Here is a 23,982-nt window from a genome sequence, read left to right on the forward strand (position 1 = left end):
GCGCATCATGAAGCTGGTGTTCGTCTACTGGGGCTTCGAGAACGCCGGCAGCATGCTGGACCTCAAGGGCTACGCGCGCGCTGCCGAGGCCGCCGGCCACGAGGTGACCGTCTACGGCCCGCCCGGACACGTGTATGCACTCAACTATTCCAAGGACCTCTCGAACGCCGATGCCGTCGTCTTCGTCGTCGAGTGGACGACCGAGCTGCAGTTCGGCGACCGCCTCGACTGGCTGCGCCTCATCGCCTCCGTCCCGCGCAGCCGCCGCGTCGTCATCGACTGCGATGGCGCCTACAATGAGCCGATCGCCTTCCGCGGCGACTACAATCACAAGACGCCCGAGAAGAGCCGTGCCTGGATCGATATCTGCGACAGCATTGCCGACAAGATCTGTCAGCCGACGCTGAAGCCCGAGCGGGCCAACGTCATTCCCTTCCTCTTCCACATCTACGATCCCGCCTGGGAGACACCGCTCGACTTCTCGGCCAAAGAGTTCGGCATGATCTATGTCGGGCACACGAAGTTCCGCTGGCACGGCATGTCGCAGGTGCTGCACGGCATCGAGCCCATTCGCGACAAGCTCGGCCGCATCGGCCTCGTCGGCGAAGGCTGGGATGCGCCCCTCGAATGGACCGAGTGGAAAGAGATCCGCGACGACTATTACGTCGATCGTGACTATCTCAAGCAGCTCGGCGTCGAGGCCCTGGGCGCGGTCAAATACAACGAGGTGATCGCGACCATGAGCCGGGGCATTTTCAACCCCGTCATCTACCGCCCGCTGTTCGAGCGGCTCGGCTTCGTGACCTGCCGGACATTCGAGACGCCGGCCTCGGGCACGATCCCGCTCTTTCTGCTCGACACCGACTATGTCCGCGGCATCTATGGTCCCGATGCCGAGGCGCTGGTGCTCGGCTCCGCCCCCGAGGAAAAGATCCTCGATGTTGTCAGCCGCCCGCAGCATTATGCGGATATTGTCATGGGTATCCGCGAGGACTTCCGGCAGCGCCACAGCCCTGCGGCCCGCCTCAAAGATCTGATCGAGATCATCGAATCCTAGTGCTATGGCCGAGGCGACCAAGCCAAGTGTCGTTTCCAGCGACCGCGTGAACGAGGGCTCGGCCCCCGCGCGGCGCATGGGCCTGCGCTATGGCTTCAACGAGATCAATGGCTGGTGGCATCTCTCGGAAGGCCCGCACGGCGCGGAGATCCGGCGGCGCCTGCAGCTCATGGACACGCAGCTCGTCCGCATTTTCGTCTTCGATCCGCAGGTGCCCGATCCATTCGCCGACTGGCGCAGCTTCAGCGTCTACGTGCAGGGCGTGCTCGATGCCGGCGCCCTGCCGATGATCACATTCGCGCGTTTCGGGCCGCCGTTCGACGGCGCGCACCAAATTCACTCGTTCGTCGCGCGCTGCCGCGAGATCGTGTGGGGTGCGATCGAGCAGTGGGGCGGCGAACGCGTCAAGGACTGGTTCTGGTGCATCTGGAATGAGCCGAACAATCCGATCATCGGCGGCGGGCTCACCTACGAGCAGTACCTGCGCATCTACGTCGAGGTCGCGACGTGCATCCATGCGCAACTGGCGCCGCACCTCGGCGGGCAGAAGGCGCATATCGGCGGGCCTGCCATCGACGGCAATCACCGCGCCTACTGGATGGACTGGATTGCCCGCCTCGTCGAGGACGTGGACGACCACCTTCTCGGCTTCGTTTCCTGGCACCGCTACGGCGACTGGCGGCCGGCAGTGACGAGCCGCTCGCTCGGCCTCGAAATGTGGGGCGCGCCGGACGCACCGCTCGGGCCCACGCTCGAAGCGCTGCTCATGGCGCAGCTCCCCGAATTCGAAGCCCGCGCCCGCGGCGTCGCGCGCCTGCTCAAGGGCCGCGACATCCTCAACATCTGCGGCGAGCTGAACACCATATCGCACCACGAGAACTACTATACGCTCGGCCTCAACCAGAACATTTTCGGCGCTGCGTTCTACATCTCCGCGCTCATCAATCTCATCCGCGGCGGCGCGGATGCCGAGATGCGCTGGACGGCGACCGCCCACGGCGACGATGCCTACGGCCTTCTCTCCATGCGCGGCGAGCCCACGCCGGCGGCCCTCGCCAAGCAGATCTTCGCGCAGCACGTGCGCTTCGGCGATCTCGTTCGTTGCCCGCCGGCGCCGCGCGACCACCCCGAGATCGACGCCATCATGGCCGAGAGCGCCGACGGTCGGCTCAGCGCCGTCTTCGTCAATACGTCGCGAGGACCTGTCGTCCTCGATGTCGCGGAATGGGGCGGCGCACTTGCATCCTGCAACGAGATCCTGCACCTCGATGCTGGCACTGGCGGTCGCGTCCTCCGCGCACCGTTCGACGGCACCGTGCGGCTCGATGGCTATGGGCTCGCCATCGTGAGCAACCGCGCAGCCGCGACCACAATCGACTAGAAATCTGCATTCGGCGCTGAGGGAGACGACGGGTGGATAAGGCATTCGGCTGGATTGGCGAGATCTTTCAGACGCTGCTGCGGCTGCTGCCGTGGCTGGTCATCGTGCCCGCGACGCACGCCGGCGTCGCATTCGTGCACGGACACCGGATCAAGAAGTGGGACCCCGGCCTGCACTTCTATTGGCCCGTGGTCACGACCTACAAGCTCATGATGACCGTGCGCCAGACGCAGAAGATCCAATCCAAGGTCATCATGAGCCGCGACCAGAAGACGATCATCGTCGGCGCGCTCGTCACGTACTATGTCGATGACATCGTTGCGGCCCTCGCGCACATCGCCGACCTCGCATCCGACGTCATCGAGCGCTCGCAGGGCGCTATCCTGAACGAGGTCAGCAAGCATACGCTCGAAGAAATCCAAGCCGACCGCGCGGCCTTCAACATCAAGCTCAAAGAGGTCAGTGGCGCCGCGCTCAACGGCTATGGCGTGCAGATCCTGCAGATCCAGCTCACCGAGTTCGCGCCGACCCGCTCGCTGGCCTTCAACGGTCATGCCGCCGTCGGCAACTACGCGCTCTGGAGCGGTTTTTGAGTTTCGCGCTGTCCGGCATGGGCGGCGCTCGAAGGTGTCGGCGATGTCACCGCACGCCGCCATGCACGCGGAAGGACGCGCAACATGCGCCCGGCAAGCTCACGCCGGGCGCGCGGTAGCGCGCAATCATCCGAGGGCGACTTCAGGCAGGTTGATGGGCGCCGCGCTTCGTCGCGTCGATCTGCGCGACGTTGCCCGCGAGTGTGTTCTCGATGTCGAAGGCGATGCGCGCCCGTTCGGCTGCGGACGTGCGCTCGATGCGGAAGTGCACCTCGTTGGCGCCGAGCGTCGCGCCGGCTTGGCGGATGCGCGCGAGGTTCAGCGAGCGCGCCTTGCTGTCGAGCGTACCGACGCGCAGGACACGGGCCGCGCCCCCGGCATCGCGATGCAGGAGCAGATAGGTCCCTTCCGGCATCTCCGGGCAGAAAATCAGGCTGGTGACCGTGTGCGTATAGAGCGCGCCGGAGGCGCCTCGCCAAGTGTGCTGCGCTGCCGGAGTGGTGGTGCCTGTCGGTGCATCGGAAGACGCAAGCGCGGGTACGGCATCTCGCCGCTTCCTCTCGCGCTTGGGCGCACCCTCTGTCCGACGCTCGGCCATCTCACGCACTCTCAAAACGCAACAACGCGCCATCCGACCGGAAGCCGGCGCGCACCAACAATGACTTCGTACGCTGAACACACAGGGTCGCAGAGCGGCACCCTGGAAGTTTGTTCTATACGCACATTATTCAAGTTCGAAAATCCTTGATCGCACGGTTTTGTTAACGGGCAACTCTCATGTGACGCGAGAGCAACACTTCTTTCAACCGGGCTCATGCGCCGGACACCCCTCTCCGCTATCCGCACGTCGAGTATCCACAATCGAGACATACGTGGCAGCCTTCCTGCGGAAGAAACTGATTTCCCTGGCATTTCGGGCAGCGCCGCACACTTCCGCGGCGCCACGGCGGGAGTGGCACGCCCCCGGGGCCCATCGGGCTGCCGACCGGATCCCCCCCTCCAGCCGGTTCCGCAGCCAGGGCCTTCGCCGGGAGCGCGACATCCGGGCGGCCCCCGCGTCCTTCCGGCGGCGCGAGGAAGCCAATGCGGATCATGTGCGCCTCGATGACCTCGCCGATGGCGGCAAGCAGGCTCGGCACATAGCGCCCGCCCATCCACTGGCCACCCTGGGGATCGAAGACCGCCTTGAGCTCCTCGACGACGAAGGTGACGTCGCCGCCGCGGCGGAAGACGGCACTGATCATGCGGGTGAGTGCGACCGTCCAGGCGTAATGCTCGAGATTCTTGGTGTTGATGAAGATCTCGAACGGGCGGCGGCGCCCCTCGCGCTCGATGTCGTTCATCGTCACGTAGATGGCGTGGTCGCTCGCCTGCCATTTGAGCTTGTAGGTGAAGCCCGGCAGGACGGGATCGCGCTCGAGCGGCCGCGACATGTACACGACATCGCCACGCGGCGAGGGCGCAGCAGTGGCAGCAGGCACACGCTCGGCGACTTCGGCAGGCGCGGCAGGGGCGGCAGGGGCGGTTGCGGCGGCAGCAGGTGCCGCCTCGAGCACGGCGCCGGTAACCGGGTTCGGCCGATAGGTCGTGCAGCCCTTGAGGCCGAGCGCATAGGCTTCTGTATAGATGCTCTCGAAGGCCTCGAACGGTATGTCGACGGGGCAATTGATGGTCTTCGAAATGGCGCTGTCGACGTGCTTCTGCAGGGCCGCCTGCATGGCAAGGTGGGCCGCCGGCGCCAGCATGTGTGCGGTCACGAACGCCGCGGGCAGCGGCGCGTCGGATCCGGCATGACGACGGAAACGGCGATAGGCGTAGTCCTCGACCATCTCCTCGCTGATGCTGTCACCCGCACCGCGCACACGCCGCTTGTAGGAAAGATCGAAGATCGGCTCGATGCCGCTCGACACGTTGCCGGCGAGCAGCGAGATCGTACCCGTCGGCGCGATGGAGGTCAGACAGCCATTGCGAATGCCGTTCTGCGTGATCGCACGACGCACGTGCTCGGGCAGGCGTGCGACGTTGGGCGCCGCGATGAACGCGGCCGCATCATAAAGCGGGAAAGCGCCCTTTTCCGCGGCAATTTCCGCGCTCGCGGCATAGGCCAGCGCCGCGATCTGCGCCATGAGCCTTTCAGCCAGGGCACGCGCTTCCGGGGAGTCGTAGCGCAACCCGCACATGGCGAGCGCATCGCCGAGGCCCGTAATGCCGAGGCCGATCCGACGCTTGGCCTTGGCCTCGTGGCGCTGCGCCTCGAGCGGGTAGTGCGAGAGATCGATCATGTTGTCGAGGAAGCGCACCGCGACTGGCACGAGCTCGGCAAGGCGCGCCTCGTCGATGTGCGCGATGGCCGTGAAGGGATCGCGCACGAGGGATGCAAGATTGATCGATCCGAGCAGACACGCGCCATAAGGCGGGAGCGGCTGCTCGCCGCACGGGTTGGTGGCGCGGATCTCCTCGCAGTAGGTGAGGTTGTTCATGGCATTGACGCGATCGATGAAGATCACGCCGGGCTCGGCATAGTCGTAGGTCGCGCGCATGATGCGCTCCCAGAGCGCGCGCGCCCGCACAGTCCGATAGACCGTGCCCTCGAACGTCAGCGCCCAGGTGTCGTCGCGCGCAATGGCCTCCATGAAGGCGTCCGTGACCAGCACTGAGAGATTGAAGTTTCTGAGGCGCGTCGCATCGGACTTCGCGTCGATGAAGGCCTCGATGTCGGGATGGTCACAGCGCATGGTGGCCATCATGGCGCCGCGCCGCTGGCCGGCCGACATGATGGTCTTGCACATGGAATCCCACACATCCATGAAGCTGACCGGCCCCGAGGCCCCCGCGCCGACGCTCTTCACGAGCGCGCCGGTCGGCCGCAGCGTCGAGAAATCATGGCCGATGCCGCCCCCCTTCTGCATGGTGAGGGCGGCTTCCTTCACATTCTCGAAGATCGAGCCGAGGTCGTCGGCGATCGGCCCCATGACGAAGCAGTTGAAGAGCGTGACGTCGCGGCTCGTGCCGGCACCGGCAATGATGCGGCCTGCAGGGAGGAACTGAAAATCCGTGAGCGCATCGAGAAAACGCTTCTGCCAGCTCTTACGCCCCCGCGCCTTCTCGACGCTGGCGCCGGCCGCGGCGAGGCGCGCCCAGGTCTCCTCGATGCCTGCCTCGAGCGCCGTGCCGTCAGCCGCCTTCAAGCGATATTTCGCATCCCAGATGAACCGGGAAATGGGCGGGATTTCTGGTCGTTCGCTCGCCATGCTGCCGGGGCGCTCCCATCCGGAGACAGGAGCTATATATAGGGCACCCGGAACAAATGGTCAAGAAATGTTCTTCTTTAGTTCCGAGTCAGGCGGCCCCTCGCCGAAGCAACCTTACGCTGCCAGATCCAGGTGGATCGAGGTGAAACGCCCCTCGACGGCGGCGTCCTGCTGCGTGGATGATGTGGCCGTGTCCGGCGGAACGTTCAGATCGCGGAGATCCCTCTGCCATGACCATGTCGGCTGCCGAGATCTCGGCGACGGTGGATTACAGCGTGGACAAATGGCACATGAACCGCTTGCCCTTGGGCCTGTGGTTCTGCGTTGGCGGCCTCGCCATCTGCCTGCATACGGAAAGCCGTGGCGCGAACGGGGCCGCACTGGCAGTCGTCTATGTCGCTTTGCTCGGCCTAGCCTTTGCCGGTTGGGCAGCGACAAGCCTGATCGAACGCTCCGCCTACCCTTTCTACGTCGTTCTCCCGCTGACCTTCCTCATCGCTTTCCTCGTCGTTTGCGTGATCGCCTTTTTCGGAGCGGTTGGCAGCAATCGCTCAGCCGGGCGAATGTGGTGGAGCCAGCTCGTCCATCCGCCATTCAGAGTGTTCGGCTGGATGCTGCTCTACCTCGGGACCGGATGGATCGTAATCGTGCTGTTCCGGCACTTCTTTCCGGCGCGACCAGTCATCAGGCTTTCGCCGGCCGGCATCTCATTCCACAGGAGCTGGCTGCCGGACCTGTTCATTCCATGGCAGGAGATCTGGGGCGTCGGCCCTCTGCAGTGGCCGAATGCACAGGGAAGCCCGACCAGCTACCCACACGCAGTTGCGATAGCCGTCACGCGAGATTTCTACGAAAGCCACATGGCGCCGAAGCGCAGCATCCTCTCTCCTCCCGGCAGCGAACGCATGTTCGTGCCGAACGGTGCGCACATGCAGATGGTCCTCACCAGCCCTGAGCTTCTCGTCGCGCCCGAGGACATTCGCGGGCCCATCGAGGCACGATGGAAGGAATTCCGGGGACTGTCCGCGGCAGTCCTGCCACTGAGCGTCGGGGCCCCCGTGGTATTCGGCCGCTGGTCGATGGACGGCTCGTGGTGGCAGGCATCGATGCTCGCGCTGCCGCTCCTCGTCGCGATCGCCATCGTGATGCAGGCGGCTGGCGTTTGGCCTCATTGATCCCCGATCCCAAGTCCGCGCACCGAACGCTCAGCCTGCGACGCTCCCTCGGTGAGCGAGTTCAGCAAGCCGCGCCACGGCCGTCGGCGGCAAAGGCGGCGCATCGGGTGCGGCCGCCGCTTCCTGCAGAAGACGGTCGCTCGCCGCTTCGAGGCGTGCTTCCAACACAGCCCGGAACTCCTTGCGCGAAAGCCCCGGCGGGATCGGGTCGAGGATCTCGACGATGATCGTGCCCGGGTAGCGCAAGAGCTGCCGGCGCGGCCAGTAAAGCCCGGAATTGAGCGCCAGAGGATAACAAGGCAGGCCCAGGCCCTCGTAGAGCGCCACATAGCCCGGCTTGTAGTCGGGCTCGGCGCCGGGCGGGCGGCGTGTGCCCTCGGGAAAGATGAAGACCTCGCGGCCCTCGGCGGCGCGGTCCTTGGCATCGGCGACGAGCTTCTTGAGCGCGGCGCTCGCGCGATCGCGGCTGACCAGGATGTGCTCGAACTTCAGACAGAACCAGCCGTAGAAGGGGATGTACTTGAGCTCTTCCTTGAGCACGATCGCGGGATCATGGAAGAGCGGGATGAGCGCGAACGTGTCCCACGCCGACTGGTGCTTGGAGACGACGAGGCAGGCGCCGTCGGGCAGCTTCTCGCGCCCGCGCACCTCCATGCGCGTGCCGCAGATGAGGCGCAGCAGCCACGTGCAGGTGCGGCCGTGGATCTCGAGGCCCTTCATGGCCCACGAACGCGGCGCCACGAACAGCCAGCTCCCGAGCACCACAAACAGCGCCGTGACGATGTAGAACACCACGAAGTAGACGAGCGAGCGCGCGAGTGTCATGACGCGGCGCTCCGAAAAAACAAGCTTTGCCGTCCCCCTCCCCCTTGTGGGGAGGGGTTAGGGGTGGGGGGAATCCATCCCGCTGATGTTCCGCAATCCCCCCCTCCTAGCCTCCCCCACAAGGGGGGAGGGATAAGGTCACCGGATGATGCGGACTGAACCATGTCAACGGGCCGTGCTGCTAGATCGTCAGCACGATCTTGCCGACGTGCTGGCTCGTCTCCATGCGCTTGTGCGCCTCCGAGGCCTGCGCCAGCGGGAAAGTCGAATCCATCACGATCTTGATGCGGCCCGCATCGAGCAGCGGCCAGACCTTCTTCTCGAGCGCGCGCGCAAAGCCGGCCTTCACCTCGCGCGTGCGCGGACGCAGCGTCGAGCCCGTCAGCGTCACGCGCTTCATCATGAGGCGCGCGAGCGTGAACGTGGTACTCGGCCCGCCGAGCGTCGCGATCTGCACAATGCGGCCGTCCTCGGCAGCCGCCACGATATTGCGCTCGGTGTAGTCACCGCCGACCATGTCGAGCGTGACGTCGATGCCGTGGCCGCCGGTCGCCTCTTTCACGACGGCAACGAAATCCTCGGTCTTGTAGTTCACAGCGACGTCAGCGCCGAGATCGCGGCAGACCTGACACTTGTCGGCGCTGCCGGCCGTCGTGATGACGCGCGCGCCGAAAGCCTTGGCAAGCTGGATGGCGGTGGTGCCGATGCCGCTCGTGCCGCCGTGCACGAGGAACCAGTCGCCCGCTTCGAGCCGCCCCCGCTCGAACACGTTGTTCCAGACCGTGAAGTACGTCTCGGGTACGCCGCCCGCCTCGGCCATGGAGAGGCCCTTCGGGATCGGCAGCGCCGTCACTTCCTCGGCAATGCAGTATTCCGCATAGCCGCCGCCATTCACGAGCGCGCAGACCTTGTCGCCGACTTTCCAGCGCGCGACACCCGGGCCGACCGCCGCGACCTCACCTGCAATCTCGAGGCCCGGAAGCGGCGAGTGCCCGGCAGGCGGCGGATAGGCACCCATGCGCTGCTGCACGTCGGGCCGGTTCACGCCGGCAGCCGCGACCTTGACGAGGATCTGGCCATGGCCGGCCTGCGGCACGGGCATGGACGCCGGCTGCAGGACCTCGGGGCCGCCTTTGCCGTTGAGGGCTATGCCGGTCATGGTCGCGGGAAGAGAGGACACGGCGCTTCTCCGTCAATGAGGTTCGAATTGGGGCGGGCGCGCGCCCACGGGAGAGCTTAAAGCAGGGCGCGCAAAGGGTGGCAAGCGGCCCGCTCGCTCATCAAGGGCCGGCATTCCCGAGCTTCAGTAAATGTTGCAACAGCCGCTCCGCGGGCGCAGGTAGCCGGCCGGCCGAGCGCGTGCAGACAACCAGCCGGCGCCGGGCCCAGGGCTCTGCCAGTCCCACGATAGCAACGCCCATCGAACGGCGGCATCGCCTGGCGGCGGCTTCAGGCACGACGGCAAGACCGACGCCCATCTCGACCATGCGGCAGATCTCGTCGAAGCTGCCGACGCCCACACGAAGATACATGGATCGGCCGAGCCGCGCGGCATGACCGGCCAGATGCCGCTGCAATGCGCTCTGGCGCGGCAGGCCGACGAAGGGCCGCTCGATGACCTCCTCGAAGCGTGCGCGACGGCGCGCCGCAAGCGCATCGCTCTTCGGCACGACCAGCACGAGGCGGTCCTCGCGAAAGGGATGCGCACGCACGCTCTCGGGCACGGCACTATCGGTCGCAATGCCGATGTCGGCCGCGCCCGCCGCGATCGCCTCGGCAATGCCCGCACTTTCCCGCTCCTCGAGATCGACGCTGATCGTCGGATTGGCCTTGAGGAACGACGCGAGCCCCCGCGGCAGATGCTCGCTGAAGGCGGCCGTGTTCGAAAGCACGTGCACACTGCCGCTGAAGCCGCGCGCAAAGGCGCCGAGATCGCCGCGCATGGCCTCGACCTGCTGCGTGACGATGCGCGCATGATCGAGCAGGCACTGCCCGGCCGGCGTCAGCGCCACGCCGCGACGCCCGCGCTTCAGAAGATCGACGCCGAGCGTCTCCTCCATGCCGCGAATGCGCGCACTCGCCGAGGCAAGTGCCAGATGAGAGCGCTCAGCGCCGTGTGTGATGCTGGCCGTATCGGCCACATGGAGGAACAGGCGCAGATCGACGAGGTCAAAGCGCATGGGTAGGCCTCCTCAGCCTTCGTTTAAAACGAAGGCTAACTCCTTATGCTCCACATTGCGAGTTTCTCGGGCTTGAGGCACAAGGCGCTCATGATGGAAACCTCCGCCCTCTTCATTGCTGCCGTCTTCGTGCTCGCCGGGCTGACCAAAGGCGTGATCGGCCTCGGCCTGCCGACGATCTCCATGGGTCTGCTGGCCCTCGTCATGCCGCCCGTGCAGGCCGCGGCACTGCTGGCGCTCCCCTCGTTCGTCACGAATTTCTGGCAGATGGCGGCCGGACCGTCCTTCAAGGCGGTGGTCTGGCGTCTCTGGCCGATGATGGTAGGCGTGTGCCTCGGAACGTGGGCCGGCATGGGCCTCATGACCGGCGCCAGTGCGCGCTACGGCACGGCGCTGCTCGGCATCGCGCTCGCGTTCTATGCGGTGACGGGGCTCGCCGCTTTCCGCTTTTCCATCGCGCCGTCGCGTGAGGTCTGGGCCGGGCCGCTCATCGGCGCGCTGACGGGCGTGATCACGGCCGCAACGGGCGTGTTCGTCATTCCGGCCGTGCCCTATCTCCAGGCCATCGGCCTCGAGAAGGAGGATCTCATCCAGGCTCTCGGCCTGTCGTTCACGGTCTCGACGGCAGCGCTCGCGGTCAATCTCGCCGCGGACAATGCGCTCAACTTCGGTCTCGCCACACCGGCGCTCGGCGCGCTCGCCATGGCCGCAATCGGCATGTGGCTCGGGCAGGTGCTGCGGATGCGCATGTCGCCGACAACCTTCCGGCGCTGGTTCTTCATCGGGCTTCTGCTGCTCGGCATCTACCTCGCGCTGCGCGCGTTCGCCTGAGCAAGCGGCTGCATCTGGGCCAGGGCGAGATCACGCCGAACCGTCCGGTTGCGTCCGCCGCCCTTGGCGAGCGAGAGCGCCTCGTCCGCCACCTGCAGCAGAGGCTCGATCGAGGTCGGTGCCTGGGTCGCGCAACCGAGCCCGATGCTCAATGTCGCTTCGACCTGGCGGCCATCTCCGAGATCGATCGGCGTTGCCGCAAAGACCTGGCGGATGTGCTCGGCCGCCGCGGCACCATCTGACGGCGACGCGCCAGCCAGCAGCGCGGCGAACTCCTCGCCACCGAGGCGGCCGATCAGCACACCATCGCTGAGCGTGTTCTTGAGGACCGCGGCGAATGTCTGGATGGCGCGATCGCCGGCCCAATGCCCGTAGGTCTCGTTGATCTTCTTGAAGTGATCGATGTCGAGCATGAGCACCGCAACGGGCATGTTCGCCTGGGCCGCTTGCGCGAGGACCTGATTGGATCGCTCGGCGAAGGCGTGCCGCGTGAAGAGCCCGCTCAGCACATCGTGCGCGGCCAGCAGCTCGTAGCGTTCGCGCAGCCCTTCGTGCGCGGCCATCGTGCTCGCGACCGTCAGCGGCGCGAGACCCATGAGCGTCACGGCAAGGCGCACGGAGACGAGCGCGTATCCCTCGTCGAGATCCGGCCAACCCGAGATGACGTCGAGCGCGAGACCGCCGAGCGTCCAGATCCCGACGAGCAGCGTCAGCACGGCCGTCGCAAAGACGCTGTAGCTGAGCGCACACCAAAGCAGCGCCACGAGCGGGAACATCAGCGCCGCGGGTCCGCCGACAAAGAGCCCTGCCGCGCACGCAATGATGAGTGCGCCCGCGGGCGCGAGAGCCAGGAAATCGATCTGGCGGAGGTCGGGACGGCTCTTCAGGTCGTATTGCCGGATCAGCCCTTCGGGGAGGGTCAGCATCACCGGCAGGATGGCGAGATAGTTCACGAACTCGCCGACCAGCCAATAGACGAAGCCCGTGAAGCTCGCCGAGCCCGGGACGAGCAAGTTGCCGATCGTCCCGAAGAGCGCTGCCACTGCCGATGCCGCAACGAGGATGATGGCGACGCGCACCACGGCCATCGGCCCGACGAGCTGGCGCGTCGCACTGCTCTCGCGCTGCAGGAGGACATAGCCCGCAACCACGCCGGCCAGGCTCGCAACCGTCAGCAACAGCGTGTTGAGGAGACTATTCCCGGTCAGAAGGTCGGCGATGAAGTAGGCCGCGACGCCCGCCGCCCAGCCGGCCGGCGTCGCCAGATGCGGATAGCGCACCATGAGACCGAGCAGGATCGCATTGGCCGGCGAGACGGCGGCGAGAAGCCCGGCCGACCTGAGCCCGATGCCGACCAGCGCCGCCACGACAACAATGCCGCCGACGATCGCCGCAATCTCGAGATGCTGGCGCGGTGTCCCGTCCAGACGGACCTTGTCCAGAAAGCCACGTGCCATTCCGAGAGCCATTGCGATACGCCTCGACGCACGGCGGAAGGAAGCCCGCCGGGACGGAAGATGTTGCGAACAATAGAGTTATTCGTGGCATAGAACAGTAGGCCAATCAGCGAAAACGATTAACGGCCGCCAAGAACGCGCGCCCCCTGCGGCAGTGCGGTCACGGACAGCGAAAACCGCGGCAGAAGGGGCTGACACGAGCATAAGCCTCGCAGTCACATCATAGTTGCAAAACTGAAGAACGCGCGACATCGGCCAATCCTATTCGGGTGCGTCCTCAATAGGAGACCGCAATGCTACGTCGACTTCTGCTCGCTTCGACCGTTTCCGTCCTCGCCCTTTCGACGGCCATTGCCGAGGAGCACCCGGCCAAGCTCGCCGGCCATGTCGTGCTGCCGGCCGCCACGTTCATCGATGCCCCGGCTGACGCGCCGGCCGATCTCAAGACCTCCGGCAAGTTCTCGACGGGCCCGACCCGCGTCGAAGCTCTAGGCTCGGTCGAAGGTAAGTCGCGGGGCCGTCCGACCGGCCTCAAGGTGCCCTTCAAGGGCCAGCCCGTGCAGGGCCACTCGGGCATCAAGCGGATGGCTGACGGCACCTTCTGGGTCATCATCGACAACGGCTTTGGCTCCAAGGCCAACTCGCCCGACGCCGCGCTGTTCCTCAATCAGTATCGCATGGAGTGGGACAAGGGCACGGTCGAGCGCCTGAAGACCATCTTCCTGCATGACCCCGACAAGAAGATCCCCTTCCGCATCGTCCACGAGGGCACCGAGAAGCGCTACCTCACCGGCGCCGATCTCGACCTCGAAGGCTTCCAGATCATCGGCGACAAGATCTGGATCGGCGAGGAGTTCGGTCCCTACATCATTCGCACCGACATGAACGGCAAAGTCGAGGCGCTCTTCGAGACGCTCTCCGACGGCAAGCCCGTCCGCTCGCCGGATCACTACACCGTCACTGCAGCCAATCCTGGGGCTTCGAACGCGAGCGTCAATCTCCGCCGTTCGAAGGGCTATGAGGGCTTTGCCGCTTCCAAGGACGGCAAGTTCATCTATGGCATGCTCGAAGGCCCGCTGTGGGACACCGAGAAGAAGGATTGGGAGAGCGTGGACGGCAAGACCGTGCTGCGCATCATCGAGTTCTCCGTCACCGACGAGAAGTGGACGGGCCGCCACTGGAAGTACCTGCTCGAGCCCGGCGCGTCGGCGATCGGCGATTTCAACATGATCGACGCGACGACGGCGCTGGTCATCGAGCGCGACGACAAGGAAGGCACCGCCGACAAGGCCTGCCCCGAAGGCAAGAAGGCTACCGACTGCTTCGATGACATCGCCAAGTTCAAGCGCATCGTGAAGATCGAGATGACCGATGCGAACGCCGGCGCCGCCGTGCGCAAGGTCGGCTACATCGATCTCATGAAGATCCAGGACCCGGACAAGAAGGCGCGCAAGCCGCTGAACAACGGCGTGCTCACCTTCCCGTTCTTCACGATCGAGAACGTCGATGTCGTGGACGCGCGCCACATCATCGTCGGCAACGACAACAACCTGCCGTTCTCCACGAGCCGCGAGCCGAACAAGGTCGACGACAACGAGTTCGTTCTGCTCGAGGTCGAGAGCTTGCTCAAGGCGAAGTAAGGCGTCCGATTTCTAAGGTGACGACAAGGGGCGGTCGCTCGCATGAGCGGCCGCCCTTTTTATTGTGCTTCACAACTGCAGCGGACTCAGATCTCGATCACCAGGCCGTCGTCGGCACATTCCTCCGGCACGCGATGGCGGTTCGCGAGCATCTCCGGCCCGAGGTGCGTTAGCACAATGCGCTTCGCTTTGAGCTCGTGCCGGCGCTCGCGGATCGTCGGATAGTTCAGGTGAAAGCGGATAGGTTTCTCGTAGTAATAGCACTCGCAGATCATGAGGTCGGCGCCGTCCGCGAGCTTCGGCGTGTCCTCCGTCCAGTCGCCATCGCCCGTGTACGAGATGATCTTGCCGCCGCAGTCGACGCGCAGGCCGGTCGGGTTGGTCTCCCGCGTATGATCGGCGGGATAGGGCGTCACCGAGAGCCCGCACACCTGATGGGTCCGATGCGTTTCCATCTCGATGTAGGTGAGCGGGAACTTCGGCTTCATCACGTGCATGCCGGGCATCAGCGCATCACGCATCTGAGCGAGCCGCGCCTCGACATCGCGCGGTCCCGCAATCGTCAGCGGCTTCTCGCGCCGCGCGCCGAGCATGGAATCCGCGAGCAGTTGCGGAATGCCGCCACTGTGGTCCGCATGAATGTGCGTCAGCAGGACGAGGTCGATGCTCGTGTGTGCAATGCCGAGCTTGTTGAGCGCAATGAGGCTCGAAGCCCCGAAGTCGATGGCAAAGCGCAGGCCCGGGATGTCGACGAGGATGCAGGTCTGGAAGCGCCCGCCGGAGCCGAAGGCATCGCCCGAGCCGACGAACGTCACTGTAGCTTTCACTGGTCTCACTCTCCCTAAGGGCGGCTCCGATTCATTGGGTTGGGATAGGGCCACGTCGCCGCGCGCACGTCCAGATGCCAGTCCTCGATGCGGGGCATCCACTGCGCCTGGCCGAAGGCGGGCAAGTACGATGAGCGTGCCCTGACGCTCGGACATTCCCAGCGCCAGGCCCCGTGCCGGGCCCACCATTAAAGATCCCGTGGCTACTTGCGGGGAATGCAGCGCCGCTGGCGGAGCATTTTCTTGCTCCCGCCCACTGAGGTGTGATTGCCGCCGACGACTTCCTTGATCTGGCCCTTTGGACAAGTGCCGTCATCGACGAGCACGCGCTGGCCTTCTTTGAGAGCCCCCATGGCGGGCTCCTGTTTCAGTGTCGCAGCAGAGGCCCAAGTGCCGAGGCCGGCCAAAGCCATTCCGGAGAGAACCGTGATGACAATTCTTCGCATGGTGCGAGATCCCGGCAGCCACTGAACGCCGAGCAAGAATATCGGGACGTGTCGCCCGAGGCCATCCAATTCGCAAGCTGCCGAAATAGCGCCCCCGCGACCCTGACGGAGTACCAAGACTGCGCTTCCGGGGCCTTTTCTGGGGCACCCCCGGTTACGGCGATCCGGTAAGGAAATTGATCTTGTTGGTCGGAGCGGGGAGATTCGAACTCCCGACCCCTTGCTCCCGAAGCAAGTGCGCTACCAGGCTGCGCTACGCTCCGCCAAATATTCAGCCCGCACGCGGCGGGCTCGGGAAACGAGGCGGCCCCAAGCCTTCCGGGGCCACCACGCGTGGGCTGCGTTATGCCTTTCGGCTTGACGTAATGTCAACCCCGCGCCTATAGAAGCCGCCACACGCTCCGCCAGTGCGCCCCGGGCGCCCCAGTGCGGAGCCTTCTTTCATTCGAGAGGCCCGATTGCGGCTGCCGGCACAAGCTGGCGCCCGGCCGCGGCCCAGAACGGCCCAGAGGGGCCAAGGAGCACGTTATGACGAGGCGCTGTGAGCTGACCGGCAAGCTGCCCATGTCCGGGAACCTGCGGAGCCACGCCGAGAACAAGACGCGCCGCGTCTTCCGGCCGAACCTGTGCGACGTGACGCTCATGAGCGATACGCTCAAGCGCAAGGTCCGCATCCGCGTCAGCGCCCACGCGCTGAAGTCGATCGAGCACCGCGGCGGCCTCGACGCCTACCTCATCAAGGCCAAGGCGGACGAGCTTTCCGACCGCTGCCGCAAGCTGAAGCGCGAGATCGAGAAGGCCACTGCCGAGACGGCGGCCTGATCCGAGCGCACATGCCGGAAACGGACACGGCGGCCCGCAAGGCCGCCGTTCGTGTTTTCTGCGCCGTCGCTGCTGCCTAATTCACCAGCGCGGCCTGATCACGCCACGCAGCCGCTGCCTGCTCAGCTTTCTGGCGGTCGGCGCGCGAGAGCTTCTTCGCGATCTCGTCGAGGCTCGGATCCTCGATGCCGCCCTCCTTGGCAATGAGGTGCCATTTCACGGCTTCGACGACGTTCATCTCGACGCCGGCTCCGTGCGCAAGGCAGCGCGCATAGCGGTTCTGCGCGACCGGATTGCCCTTCTCGGCGGCCGTCTTGAAATAATACGCCCCGCGGACCTCGTCGGGCGTCAGGCCATGCCCCTTGAAGAGCAGGATGCCGTATTCGACCTCGGCATCCGCGTGGCCGGCCAACGCGGCGCGTCCGATCCAGCGGGCGGCCTCGAAGACATTGGCCGACGTGCCGGTACCGGTCGCATAGAGCGTTCCGAGGTCGTACTGCGCAGCGGGTAGGCCCTGCTCGGCCGAGTATTCCATAAGCTGGAAGGCGCGGATCGGATTCTCGGGCTTGCCCTCGCCGGACAGGAAGAGCAGCGCAAGGTTGTAGGTCGCGAGCGGATTGCCTTTGCGCGCCGCCATCTCGAGATACTTCGCGCCGAGCGGCACGTCCTTGGCGACGCCATTCCCCTGCACGAGCATGGTGCCGACGGCGAGCGCGCCCTCGACATCGCCGAGCTCCGCGGCCTTGGCGTACCACTGGCCCGCCGTGACCATATTCTGCGGCGCGCCGAGCCCCTCGGCATAAATGCGCCCGATGAGCGTATGCGCCTGCGGCTCGCCCTTGGCGGCAGCTTCCTCGGCGAGCTTGAGTGCCGTCAGGTACTTGCCGAGCTCGAAAGCCGTATAGGCCGGATCGTTATCGGGCTTGCTCGGCTCGCTCGCGGCCTGCCCCATGGGCTTCAATTTGGTCGAAGGCCCCGGCGCTGCCGTCGTCTTCACGGATCGCGCCGGTCCCTTGCCGGCGCCGGTCTGAGCTGGCGCCGCGCGCGGTGCGGTGGCCGTCGGCGGCGCGCTTTTGGCCTTGGGTGTGCGCTTCTGGATGGGCTCGGGCGTGACCGTATGGCTCCAGCTACTCGTCTGCGCATTCACCGCGACGGGCGCGACGGCCCCAGCACAGAGTGCGGCACCAAGGATGTACGGCAGGCTCACTTTCATGCGACCGCCTCTGCAGCAATGGCAGCGCTCACCGCCCGCAGAAGCTCGCCGGAGACAGCCGGCGGCTCGCGCGACGGCAGTGTCAATGCAATGAAGTCCGCGCCGGCCGCAGCCAACTGGCCGGCTTCCTCGGGCGCCGTGACATCGAATGCGACCACGGGAATCTCGAAGATCTCCGACCACCAGGCAATGAGCTCGCAGCGGCGCCGATGCGCCTTCTCGCGGTCGTCGACGTGATCGGGAATGCCGAAGGCGACGTACTCGGCGCCGGCCTCGCCGGCCACCATCGCCTCATGGCGCGAGCGCCCCGCATCGACGCCGACAATGCCGCGGCTGCCGATGATCTCCCGTGCCTCGCCATAGGCCTTGCCGTTGCCGGCCGACAAATGGACGCCATCGGCCTTGAGGGTCCGCGCCAGGCGCGCATCATCGCGCACGAGGGCTGCGGCACCGGCCGCCTGAGCAGCGCCGATGAGCGCCTGCACGTCCGCGGCAGGCGTGCCTTCGGGAACGGTGATCACGACCGAGGTAATGGCGCCCGCGGCAAGCGCCGCGGCGAGCCGCGCGGGCGCGCCGGCACCCGTCTCGATCACGGCCATGATCTTGCAGTCTGCCACGAGGCCCCCTTTTCGCGTTTACCGGCAGCGTATCATGATTGAATGGGGCGGAAATCCGGCCCCGGCGGCGAGCTTCCCACGTCAGGCGACTGTGGCTCCATATTGCAACTCTTTAACCGATTGGTGCATTGCAGCAAGCGGCAGACATTGCCATAAAGGGCGGCCGTCCGCCGTGGCAGGAAGTTTGCAGGCCCGGCGGCGCTAGTGTGATGATCGAGAAATTCGCCATACCAGGCGGCACGGTACCGAGCGAATTTCCCGATCTGAATCACACTAACAAGGTTATGATTCTAGTGCCCCTTTTGCTTCCGAAGTTCGCTCGCGACGTCAGCATCAAGGTGGGCGAACTTCGGAAGCGGGGCACTAGTTAGGGTGCGGAGTAAGTTGAGACATGGCGCCGACGAAGAAGGTTTTCATCAAGACCTACGGCTGTCAGATGAACGTCTATGACAGCGAGCGCATGGCCGAGGCGCTGGCCGGCGGCGGCTACGCGCCGACCGACGCCCCCGACAACGCCGACCTCATCATCCTCAATACCTGCCATATTCGGGAAAAAGCTGCGGAGAAGGTTTATTCCGAGCTCGGCCGCCTGCGCTCGATCAAGGAGGAGCGCGCCCGCGCCGACCAGGAGACGGTCATCGCCGTCGCCGGCTGCGTCGCCCAGGCCGAGGGCGACGAGATCGTCCGCCGCGCCCCCGTCGTCGACCTCGTCGTCGGGCCCCAGAGCTATCACCAGCTCAACACGCTGATCGCCCGCAACCGCACGACCGCGCGCCCCGTCGTCGAGACCGAGTTTCCCGAGGACGACAAGTTCCGCCACCTCCCCGCCCGCGCCCCCGCACCAGCGCGGACACACACCGCGAGTGCCTTCCTCACGGTTCAGGAAGGCTGCGACAAATTCTGCACGTTCTGTGTCGTCCCCTACACGCGCGGCGCGGAGTATTCGCGCAGCGTCGCGGCCATCGAAGAGGAAGCGCGCCGCCTCGTTGCTGCCGGCGTGCGCGAGATCACGCTGCTCGGGCAGAACGTCAATGCTTATCACGGCGAGAACAGCAAGGGTGGGACGGCGTCTCTCGCCGACCTGCTGCGCCATCTGGCCGCGATCGAGGGCCTCGAGCGCCTGCGCTACACGACGAGCCATCCGCGCGATATGAGCGAGGACCTCATCGCCGCTCACCGCGATCTTGCGACGCTCATGCCCTACCTGCACCTGCCCTTCCAGGCCGGCGCGGACCGCGTGCTCGCGGCCATGAACCGCAAGCATACCGGCGCGGAATACCTCGACATTGTCGCCCGCATCCGCGCCGCCCGCGCCGACATCGCCCTCTCGACGGACATCATCGTCGGCTTTCCCGGCGAGACGGACGAGGAGTTCGAGGCGACGCTCGACATCGTACGCAAGGTGCGCTTCGCCCAGGCCTATTCCTTCAAGTACAGCCCTCGCCCGGGCACACCCGCCGCCACCATGGAGCGCCAGGTGCCCGAGCCGGTGAAGATCGCGCGCCTCGCCCGCCTCCAGGCCCTGCTCGAGGAGCAGCAATCCTCGTTCAATGCCGGGTGCGTCGGCCGCGTCCTGCCCGTCCTGTTCGAGCGCCAGGGCCGCCGCGAAGGCCAGCTCATCGGCCGCTCGCCCTATCTGCAGTCCGTGCACGCCGATGCGGCACCCGGCCTCATGGGGCGCATCATTCCGGTTGAAATCGCAAAGGCGGGTCCCAATAGTCTTTCTGGTGTGATCAGGGCGGCGTGATATGCTGCTAGGGACTCAGGCGCCGATCGGGTTGCATCGGCGCTAAGTCGACCGTCAACAGGCCAGGAGAGCCACATTTGACAACTGCGCGCGGGTCGGCGGCCGCACGGCCGTCCAAACCCGAGAGGTCCCCGGAGAGCGCGAGAGAGGCTCATCGTGAGGGAACCCGGGCCAAGCACCGCATCGTCGTGCCTTTCGACGACAACCGGCTGCTGGCCCATCTGCTCGGCGAGTATGATTCCCACCTCGCCCTCATCGAGAGCAGACTTGGCATCGAAGCCCATGCCCATGGCAACGTCGTCACGCTGACAGGACCGCAACCGGCCTGCGAGATCGGCCGCGAGGTTCTGAACGCCATTTATGATCGCGTGCGCAAGGGCGAGAGCGTCTCAGCCGGCGACATCGACGGCCTCATCCGCCATGCCCGCTCGGGCGCCCCGCGCAATGACGGTACGGCCCAGATTCGCACGCGCCGCCGTATAGTTACGGCCCGCACGCCGACCCAGAGCGACTATATCCGCGCCCTCGACCGCCACGATCTTGTGTTCGGCGTCGGCCCTGCCGGCACCGGCAAGACCTACCTCGCGGTCGCGCAGGCCGCCTCGTACCTGGAGCGCGGCCTCGTCGAGCGGATCGTGCTCTCGCGCCCGGCCGTCGAGGCCGGCGAGCGACTCGGCTTCCTGCCGGGCGACATGCGGGAGAAGGTGGACCCCTACCTCCGCCCCCTCTATGATGCGCTCTATGACGTTCTGCCGCCCGAAAAGGTCGAGCGGGATCTCGAATCCGGGATCATCGAGATTGCGCCCCTCGCATTCATGCGAGGCCGCACGCTCGCGCACTCGTTCGTCATCCTCGACGAGGCGCAGAACACCACGAGCATGCAAATGAAGATGTTCCTGACCCGCCACGGCGAGGGATCGCGCATGGTTGTGACCGGCGATCCCACCCAGATCGACCTGCCTCCTGGGCAGAAATCGGGTCTCGACGAGGCCGTGAGCCTCCTCGAGGGCGTCGAAGGCATCGAGGTGACGCACTTCACCGCCGCCGATGTCGTGCGTAGCGAGCTCGTCGCGCGCATTGTCGCGGCCTACGACGGCGCGCCGACGATGTCGGGGCTCGGCTCCGGCGTCGCCTCGACTCTCGCGCGGGGTCAGGCCCGCACGGAATAGGACAATGAATACGGTTTTGGATCAACCCGCAGTTCCCGGCGGCGATGCCGCCAGTGGCGAAGACCGATCTTGTGACGAGGAGCCTCCGTCGCGATTGCGACTCGTACTCGAACGTGTGGACGACGACGGCGATTGGGATACCTTCGGGCCCGTCGACGACTTGATTTTGGCTGTCGGCCGTGTGCTGGCCGAAGCCCCCGAGCTTGCCGACGGCCTGCCGGCCTCGGCGGCCGTCGCGCTGAGCAGCAATGCCGCCGTGCGCCAATTGAACGCCGCCTACCGTGGCAAGGACGCCCCGACGAACGTCCTTTCTTTTCCGGCGCCGGAGCTCCCGCCCGGCATGACCGCCGAGGATGCGCGCGAGCTCGGCGATGTCGTGCTCGCGCTCGAAACACTCATCGACGAAGCCAAGGCCGCAGGCATCCCGCCTGCACACCACTTCCAGCACCTGCTCGTCCACGGCGTCCTGCATCTCATGGGCTACGACCACGAGACCGATACCGAAGCCGAGCACATGGAGGCCCTCGAGACCGCGCTCCTCGCGCGTCTCGGCATTCCAGACCCTTATGCGGAGGCACGCCCATGACGCGCAAGCGGCCCCGACCCAAACCCATTGCGTTCACATCTACGACTTTATGAGCCCCAGACTCTTGAACCATGACAACTCTTGAACCATGACACTCGCTGACGATACCGGTCCCCGCCCTGAAGGCACTAATGGTGCCGAGACTACGAGGAATGCCGAAGGCTGGCTTTCCGCGCTGCGCAACCGTCTCGGCCTCGGCACGCAGCCGACGCTGCGCGATACGCTCGACGAGACATTGCGTGCGGAGGATCAGACCGGCACAGGCTTCTCGGCAGCCGAGCGGGAGATGCTCCTGCGCCTCCTCGAGTTCGGCACCGCCAAGGTCGAGGACGTCATGGTGCCGCGCGCGGACATCACCGCGATCGACGAGAGCGCGACGCTGGCCGAGCTGCTGCATCTTTTCGACACCTCCGGCGTCTCGCGCATTCCGCTCTTTCACGAGACGCTCGATGATCCGCGCGGCGTCATCCACATCAAGGATCTGATGGCCTACCTCACGCGCGGCGGTCTGCCCGCGCCGCGGCCGACGACGCCGCCCGCCGAAGATGCAACGGACGCTGCCCTGCCGCCGATCGATCTTGCCAAGGTCGATCTTTCGGTGACGATCGCCTCCGCCCAGCTTCGCCGCCGCGTGCTCTATGTGCCGCCCTCCATGCCGGCCGTGAACCTGCTCGTGCGCATGCAGGCGACGCATGTCCACATGGCCCTCGTCGTCGACGAGTACGGCGGCACCGACGGCCTCGTCACCATCGAGGACCTCATCGAGCAGGTCGTCGGCGAGATCGAGGACGAGCACGACGTCGCCGAGGCCGCGAACATCGTCGAGGACCCCAAGCAGGGCCTCATTGCCCAGGCGCGCACGCCCATCGAGGAGCTCGAAGCCCACCTCGGCGTGAAGCTCCTCAAGAATGGCGAGGAAGAGGATATCGATACGCTCGGCGGCCTCGTCTTCACGCTGGTTGGCCGCGTGCCGGCGCTCGGCGAGATCGTGCGCCATGAGAGCGGCATCGAGTTCGAGGTCATCGACGCCGACCCGCGGCGCGTGAAGAAAGTCCGCATCCTCCGCCCCGGCCCGAGCGACGACACCAGCACCCAGACGCCACCCGCCACAGGCTGAGCAGGCAACGCGGCCTCGTAGCCCCATCGGGCCGTGAGGCCGCCCGAACGCACACGCGAAACACGCGATTGCCAACGCACGCGAGTGGGGCCATATCTCGTGTGCCATGACCATCATTCACCCGGTGCCGCCGACCATCTACACGGAGCCCGAGTTCCGCGTACGGGCCACCTCGCGGCTGTTTCACAGCCCGAGCGAGAGCGTGTTCGATCCGCGCACGGGCCGCGCATGGTCGCGCAGCGACTGGGATCTCAATCCCGAGATGCTCGCCGATTTCGAGGTCATGGCGCCGCCGCGGCCGGCCGCCGTGCTCGTGCCCGTCATCGCGCGCCCCGAGCTGACCGTCCTGCTGACCGAGCGCACCGCGCATCTTTCGACTCATGCCGGCCAGGTTGCCTTTCCGGGCGGCAAGGTCGAGGCTTCGGACATCGACGCCGTCCACACGGCGCTGCGTGAAGCCGAGGAAGAGATCGGCCTCTCGCGCACGCTCGTCGAGCCACTCGGCTTTCTCGATGGCTACCGCACCGGCACCGGCTTTCTCGTGACGCCGGTCGTCGCGCTCGTGAAGCCTGATTTCGTCCTCGCGCTCGATCCCGGCGAGGTGGCGAGCACCTTCGAGGTGCCGCTCGCCTTCCTCATGGATCCGGCCAATCACAAGCATCATTCGCGCCCCTGGCGCGGCCGCGAGCGTCACTACTACGCCATGCCCTTCGGCGATCATTACATCTGGGGGGCGACGGCGGGCATGCTCAAGAACCTTCACGAAAGGCTCTACGGGGGATGATCCGCGTCGTCGTCGAGAACATCGTCCTATTTCTTCTGCCGACGGCAATCTACGTCATCTATGTGCTGCTGACGCGCAAACAGCACGAGAAGGCCGGCGTCCTGGACGACGCGCCGTTCTTCTGGCTCATGCTCGCCGGCACAGGGCTCGTTTTTCTCGTGCTCGTCGCGTTTGGCACGACGTCGGGCGGCAAGCCGGGGCAAGTCTATGTCCCGCCGCACCTCGGCACGGGCGGCAAGATCGAGCCTGGTGAATTGAAATAAG

General features: G+C 65.9%; 23 protein-coding genes and 1 tRNA gene. 13 read left to right on the plus strand and 11 right to left on the minus strand.

Features of this window, described 5'->3' with window-relative positions; all coding sequences use genetic code 11:
• Positions 1-7 precede the first annotated feature (7 nt).
• From CS1BSM3_RS05490 to CS1BSM3_RS05500, 3 genes are read left to right on the plus strand one after another with little or no spacing between them, the layout of a single operon-like run.
• Positions 8-1,057 (plus strand): glycosyltransferase family protein, encoded by a 1,050-nt coding sequence (locus CS1BSM3_RS05490; RefSeq protein ID WP_072386021.1) that lies wholly within the window; start codon positions 8-10, stop codon positions 1,055-1,057.
• A gap of 4 nt (positions 1,058-1,061) precedes the next feature.
• Complete coding sequence (locus tag CS1BSM3_RS05495) at positions 1,062-2,438, plus strand: GH39 family glycosyl hydrolase (protein WP_072386022.1); 1,377 nt, start codon at positions 1,062-1,064, stop codon at positions 2,436-2,438.
• Between the two features lie 32 nt (positions 2,439-2,470).
• The gene (locus CS1BSM3_RS05500) at positions 2,471-3,031 is read left to right on the plus strand and encodes an SPFH domain-containing protein (protein ID WP_072386023.1); all 561 of its coding nucleotides are present in this window, start codon (positions 2,471-2,473) and stop codon (positions 3,029-3,031) included.
• A gap of 142 nt (positions 3,032-3,173) precedes the next feature.
• On the opposite strand, the gene CS1BSM3_RS05505 is transcribed toward CS1BSM3_RS05500, so the two are convergent.
• The gene (locus CS1BSM3_RS05505; protein ID WP_072386024.1) at positions 3,174-3,629 is read right to left on the minus strand and encodes a hypothetical protein; all 456 of its coding nucleotides are present in this window, start codon (positions 3,627-3,629) and stop codon (positions 3,174-3,176) included.
• Positions 3,630-3,867: 238 nt separating this feature from the next.
• Positions 3,868-6,282 carry an adenosylcobalamin-dependent ribonucleoside-diphosphate reductase gene (locus tag CS1BSM3_RS05510; RefSeq protein ID WP_072386025.1) on the minus strand — a complete coding sequence of 805 codons (2,415 nt, stop codon included), beginning with the start codon at positions 6,280-6,282 and terminating at the stop codon, positions 3,868-3,870.
• A gap of 230 nt (positions 6,283-6,512) precedes the next feature.
• Between CS1BSM3_RS05510 and CS1BSM3_RS05515 the strand changes: the two genes are divergently transcribed.
• Positions 6,513-7,457, plus strand: coding sequence for a hypothetical protein (locus CS1BSM3_RS05515; RefSeq protein WP_072386026.1), 945 nt, complete (start codon positions 6,513-6,515; stop codon positions 7,455-7,457).
• A gap of 30 nt (positions 7,458-7,487) precedes the next feature.
• Here the strand turns inward: CS1BSM3_RS05515 and CS1BSM3_RS05520 are convergent, their stop codons facing one another.
• The 3 genes from CS1BSM3_RS05520 to CS1BSM3_RS05530 form a co-directional block, all read right to left on the minus strand.
• Positions 7,488-8,282: a lysophospholipid acyltransferase family protein gene (locus CS1BSM3_RS05520; protein WP_072386027.1), complete on the minus strand. Its 795-nt coding sequence runs from the start codon at positions 8,280-8,282 to the stop codon at positions 7,488-7,490.
• A gap of 181 nt (positions 8,283-8,463) precedes the next feature.
• The gene (locus CS1BSM3_RS05525) at positions 8,464-9,462 is read right to left on the minus strand and encodes an NAD(P)H-quinone oxidoreductase (protein ID WP_143149086.1); all 999 of its coding nucleotides are present in this window, start codon (positions 9,460-9,462) and stop codon (positions 8,464-8,466) included.
• A gap of 100 nt (positions 9,463-9,562) precedes the next feature.
• Positions 9,563-10,462, minus strand: a complete 900-nt coding sequence (locus CS1BSM3_RS05530; RefSeq protein ID WP_072386029.1) for a LysR substrate-binding domain-containing protein — start codon at positions 10,460-10,462, stop codon at positions 9,563-9,565.
• A gap of 90 nt (positions 10,463-10,552) precedes the next feature.
• Between CS1BSM3_RS05530 and CS1BSM3_RS05535 the strand changes: the two genes are divergently transcribed.
• On the plus strand, positions 10,553-11,293 hold the full coding sequence (locus CS1BSM3_RS05535) for a sulfite exporter TauE/SafE family protein (RefSeq protein ID WP_072386700.1): 741 nt from the start codon (positions 10,553-10,555) through the stop codon (positions 11,291-11,293).
• Here CS1BSM3_RS05535 and CS1BSM3_RS05540 read toward each other — a convergent pair.
• Positions 11,266-12,762 carry a GGDEF domain-containing protein gene (locus tag CS1BSM3_RS05540; RefSeq protein ID WP_072386030.1) on the minus strand — a complete coding sequence of 499 codons (1,497 nt, stop codon included), beginning with the start codon at positions 12,760-12,762 and terminating at the stop codon, positions 11,266-11,268. The genes CS1BSM3_RS05535 and CS1BSM3_RS05540 overlap by 28 nt on opposite strands.
• A 281-nt stretch (positions 12,763-13,043) precedes the next feature.
• Between CS1BSM3_RS05540 and CS1BSM3_RS05545 the strand changes: the two genes are divergently transcribed.
• Entirely contained in the window at positions 13,044-14,390 is a 1,347-nt protein-coding gene (locus CS1BSM3_RS05545) for an esterase-like activity of phytase family protein (RefSeq protein ID WP_072386031.1), read from the plus strand.
• An 86-nt stretch (positions 14,391-14,476) separates the two neighbouring features.
• Here CS1BSM3_RS05545 and CS1BSM3_RS05550 read toward each other — a convergent pair whose 3' ends face one another.
• The 3 genes from CS1BSM3_RS05550 to CS1BSM3_RS05560 all read right to left on the minus strand — a co-directional run bounded on the left by CS1BSM3_RS05550 (position 14,477) and on the right by CS1BSM3_RS05560 (position 15,926).
• Positions 14,477-15,217, minus strand: a complete 741-nt coding sequence (locus tag CS1BSM3_RS05550) for an MBL fold metallo-hydrolase (RefSeq protein WP_072386032.1) — start codon at positions 15,215-15,217, stop codon at positions 14,477-14,479.
• Between the two features lie 203 nt (positions 15,218-15,420).
• A complete protein-coding gene (locus CS1BSM3_RS05555; RefSeq protein WP_072386033.1) occupies positions 15,421-15,663 on the minus strand; it encodes a DUF6719 family protein in 243 nt (80 codons plus the stop codon).
• A 186-nt stretch (positions 15,664-15,849) separates the two neighbouring features.
• A tRNA-Pro gene (locus CS1BSM3_RS05560) sits at positions 15,850-15,926 on the minus strand.
• A 265-nt stretch (positions 15,927-16,191) separates the two neighbouring features.
• Between CS1BSM3_RS05560 and rpmB the strand changes: the two genes are divergently transcribed.
• A complete protein-coding gene (rpmB, locus tag CS1BSM3_RS05565) occupies positions 16,192-16,485 on the plus strand; it encodes a 50S ribosomal protein L28 (protein WP_072386034.1) in 294 nt (97 codons plus the stop codon).
• 76 nt (positions 16,486-16,561) lie between these two features.
• On the opposite strand, the gene CS1BSM3_RS05570 is transcribed toward rpmB, so the two are convergent.
• Together CS1BSM3_RS05570 and CS1BSM3_RS05575 are read right to left on the minus strand one after the other, a co-directional pair.
• Positions 16,562-17,698, minus strand: a complete 1,137-nt coding sequence (locus tag CS1BSM3_RS05570) for a tetratricopeptide repeat protein (RefSeq protein ID WP_072386035.1) — start codon at positions 17,696-17,698, stop codon at positions 16,562-16,564.
• The gene (locus tag CS1BSM3_RS05575) at positions 17,695-18,315 is read right to left on the minus strand and encodes a thiamine phosphate synthase (protein WP_083528314.1); all 621 of its coding nucleotides are present in this window, start codon (positions 18,313-18,315) and stop codon (positions 17,695-17,697) included. Before CS1BSM3_RS05575 ends, CS1BSM3_RS05570 begins: the two co-directional genes overlap by 4 nt.
• 391 nt (positions 18,316-18,706) lie before the next feature.
• Between CS1BSM3_RS05575 and miaB the strand changes: the two genes are divergently transcribed.
• From miaB to CS1BSM3_RS05605, 6 genes are all read left to right on the plus strand, one after another.
• Positions 18,707-20,062: a tRNA (N6-isopentenyl adenosine(37)-C2)-methylthiotransferase MiaB gene (gene miaB / locus CS1BSM3_RS05580; protein WP_072386036.1), complete on the plus strand. Its 1,356-nt coding sequence runs from the start codon at positions 18,707-18,709 to the stop codon at positions 20,060-20,062.
• A gap of 182 nt (positions 20,063-20,244) precedes the next feature.
• The gene (locus CS1BSM3_RS05585) at positions 20,245-21,231 is read left to right on the plus strand and encodes a PhoH family protein (protein ID WP_244540464.1); all 987 of its coding nucleotides are present in this window, start codon (positions 20,245-20,247) and stop codon (positions 21,229-21,231) included.
• Between the two features lie 94 nt (positions 21,232-21,325).
• Entirely contained in the window at positions 21,326-21,817 is a 492-nt protein-coding gene (gene ybeY / locus CS1BSM3_RS05590; protein ID WP_244540429.1) for an rRNA maturation RNase YbeY, read from the plus strand.
• 88 nt (positions 21,818-21,905) lie between these two features.
• Positions 21,906-22,934: a hemolysin family protein gene (locus CS1BSM3_RS05595; RefSeq protein ID WP_072386038.1), complete on the plus strand. Its 1,029-nt coding sequence runs from the start codon at positions 21,906-21,908 to the stop codon at positions 22,932-22,934.
• Positions 22,935-23,040: 106 nt separating this feature from the next.
• Positions 23,041-23,718 (plus strand): CoA pyrophosphatase, encoded by a 678-nt coding sequence (locus CS1BSM3_RS05600; protein ID WP_072386039.1) that lies wholly within the window; start codon positions 23,041-23,043, stop codon positions 23,716-23,718.
• Positions 23,715-23,981 (plus strand): DUF6111 family protein, encoded by a 267-nt coding sequence (locus tag CS1BSM3_RS05605; RefSeq protein WP_072386040.1) that lies wholly within the window; start codon positions 23,715-23,717, stop codon positions 23,979-23,981. The genes CS1BSM3_RS05600 and CS1BSM3_RS05605 overlap by 4 nt, the downstream gene beginning before the upstream one ends.
• Position 23,982 lies beyond the last annotated feature (1 nt).

Origin of the sequence: Hyphomicrobium sp. CS1BSMeth3, from assembly GCF_900117415.1 — a bacterium.
Classification (GTDB): domain Bacteria; phylum Pseudomonadota; class Alphaproteobacteria; order Rhizobiales; family Hyphomicrobiaceae.

Excerpts from the sequence above, each read along its gene's own strand:
- CS1BSM3_RS05490 (WP_072386021.1), top strand. The coding sequence starts at position 8 with ATGAAGCTGGTGTTCGTCTACTGGGGCTTCGAGAACGCCGGCAGCATG.
- CS1BSM3_RS05495 (WP_072386022.1), top strand. The coding sequence starts at position 1,062 with ATGGCCGAGGCGACCAAGCCAAGTGTCGTTTCCAGCGACCGCGTGAAC.
- CS1BSM3_RS05505 (WP_072386024.1), bottom strand. The coding sequence starts at position 3,629 with ATGGCCGAGCGTCGGACAGAGGGTGCGCCCAAGCGCGAGAGGAAGCGG.
- CS1BSM3_RS05510 (WP_072386025.1), bottom strand. The coding sequence starts at position 6,282 with ATGGCGAGCGAACGACCAGAAATCCCGCCCATTTCCCGGTTCATCTGG.
- CS1BSM3_RS05515 (WP_072386026.1), top strand. The coding sequence starts at position 6,513 with ATGACCATGTCGGCTGCCGAGATCTCGGCGACGGTGGATTACAGCGTG.
- CS1BSM3_RS05520 (WP_072386027.1), bottom strand. The coding sequence starts at position 8,282 with ATGACACTCGCGCGCTCGCTCGTCTACTTCGTGGTGTTCTACATCGTC.
- CS1BSM3_RS05530 (WP_072386029.1), bottom strand. The coding sequence starts at position 10,462 with ATGCGCTTTGACCTCGTCGATCTGCGCCTGTTCCTCCATGTGGCCGAT.
- CS1BSM3_RS05535 (WP_072386700.1), top strand. The coding sequence starts at position 10,553 with ATGATGGAAACCTCCGCCCTCTTCATTGCTGCCGTCTTCGTGCTCGCC.
- CS1BSM3_RS05540 (WP_072386030.1), bottom strand. The coding sequence starts at position 12,762 with ATGGCTCTCGGAATGGCACGTGGCTTTCTGGACAAGGTCCGTCTGGAC.
- CS1BSM3_RS05545 (WP_072386031.1), top strand. The coding sequence starts at position 13,044 with ATGCTACGTCGACTTCTGCTCGCTTCGACCGTTTCCGTCCTCGCCCTT.
- CS1BSM3_RS05555 (WP_072386033.1), bottom strand. The coding sequence starts at position 15,663 with ATGCGAAGAATTGTCATCACGGTTCTCTCCGGAATGGCTTTGGCCGGC.
- rpmB (WP_072386034.1), top strand. The coding sequence starts at position 16,192 with ATGACGAGGCGCTGTGAGCTGACCGGCAAGCTGCCCATGTCCGGGAAC.
- CS1BSM3_RS05570 (WP_072386035.1), bottom strand. The coding sequence starts at position 17,698 with ATGAAAGTGAGCCTGCCGTACATCCTTGGTGCCGCACTCTGTGCTGGG.
- miaB (WP_072386036.1), top strand. The coding sequence starts at position 18,707 with ATGGCGCCGACGAAGAAGGTTTTCATCAAGACCTACGGCTGTCAGATG.
- CS1BSM3_RS05595 (WP_072386038.1), top strand. The coding sequence starts at position 21,906 with ATGACACTCGCTGACGATACCGGTCCCCGCCCTGAAGGCACTAATGGT.
- CS1BSM3_RS05600 (WP_072386039.1), top strand. The coding sequence starts at position 23,041 with ATGACCATCATTCACCCGGTGCCGCCGACCATCTACACGGAGCCCGAG.
- CS1BSM3_RS05605 (WP_072386040.1), top strand. The coding sequence starts at position 23,715 with ATGATCCGCGTCGTCGTCGAGAACATCGTCCTATTTCTTCTGCCGACG.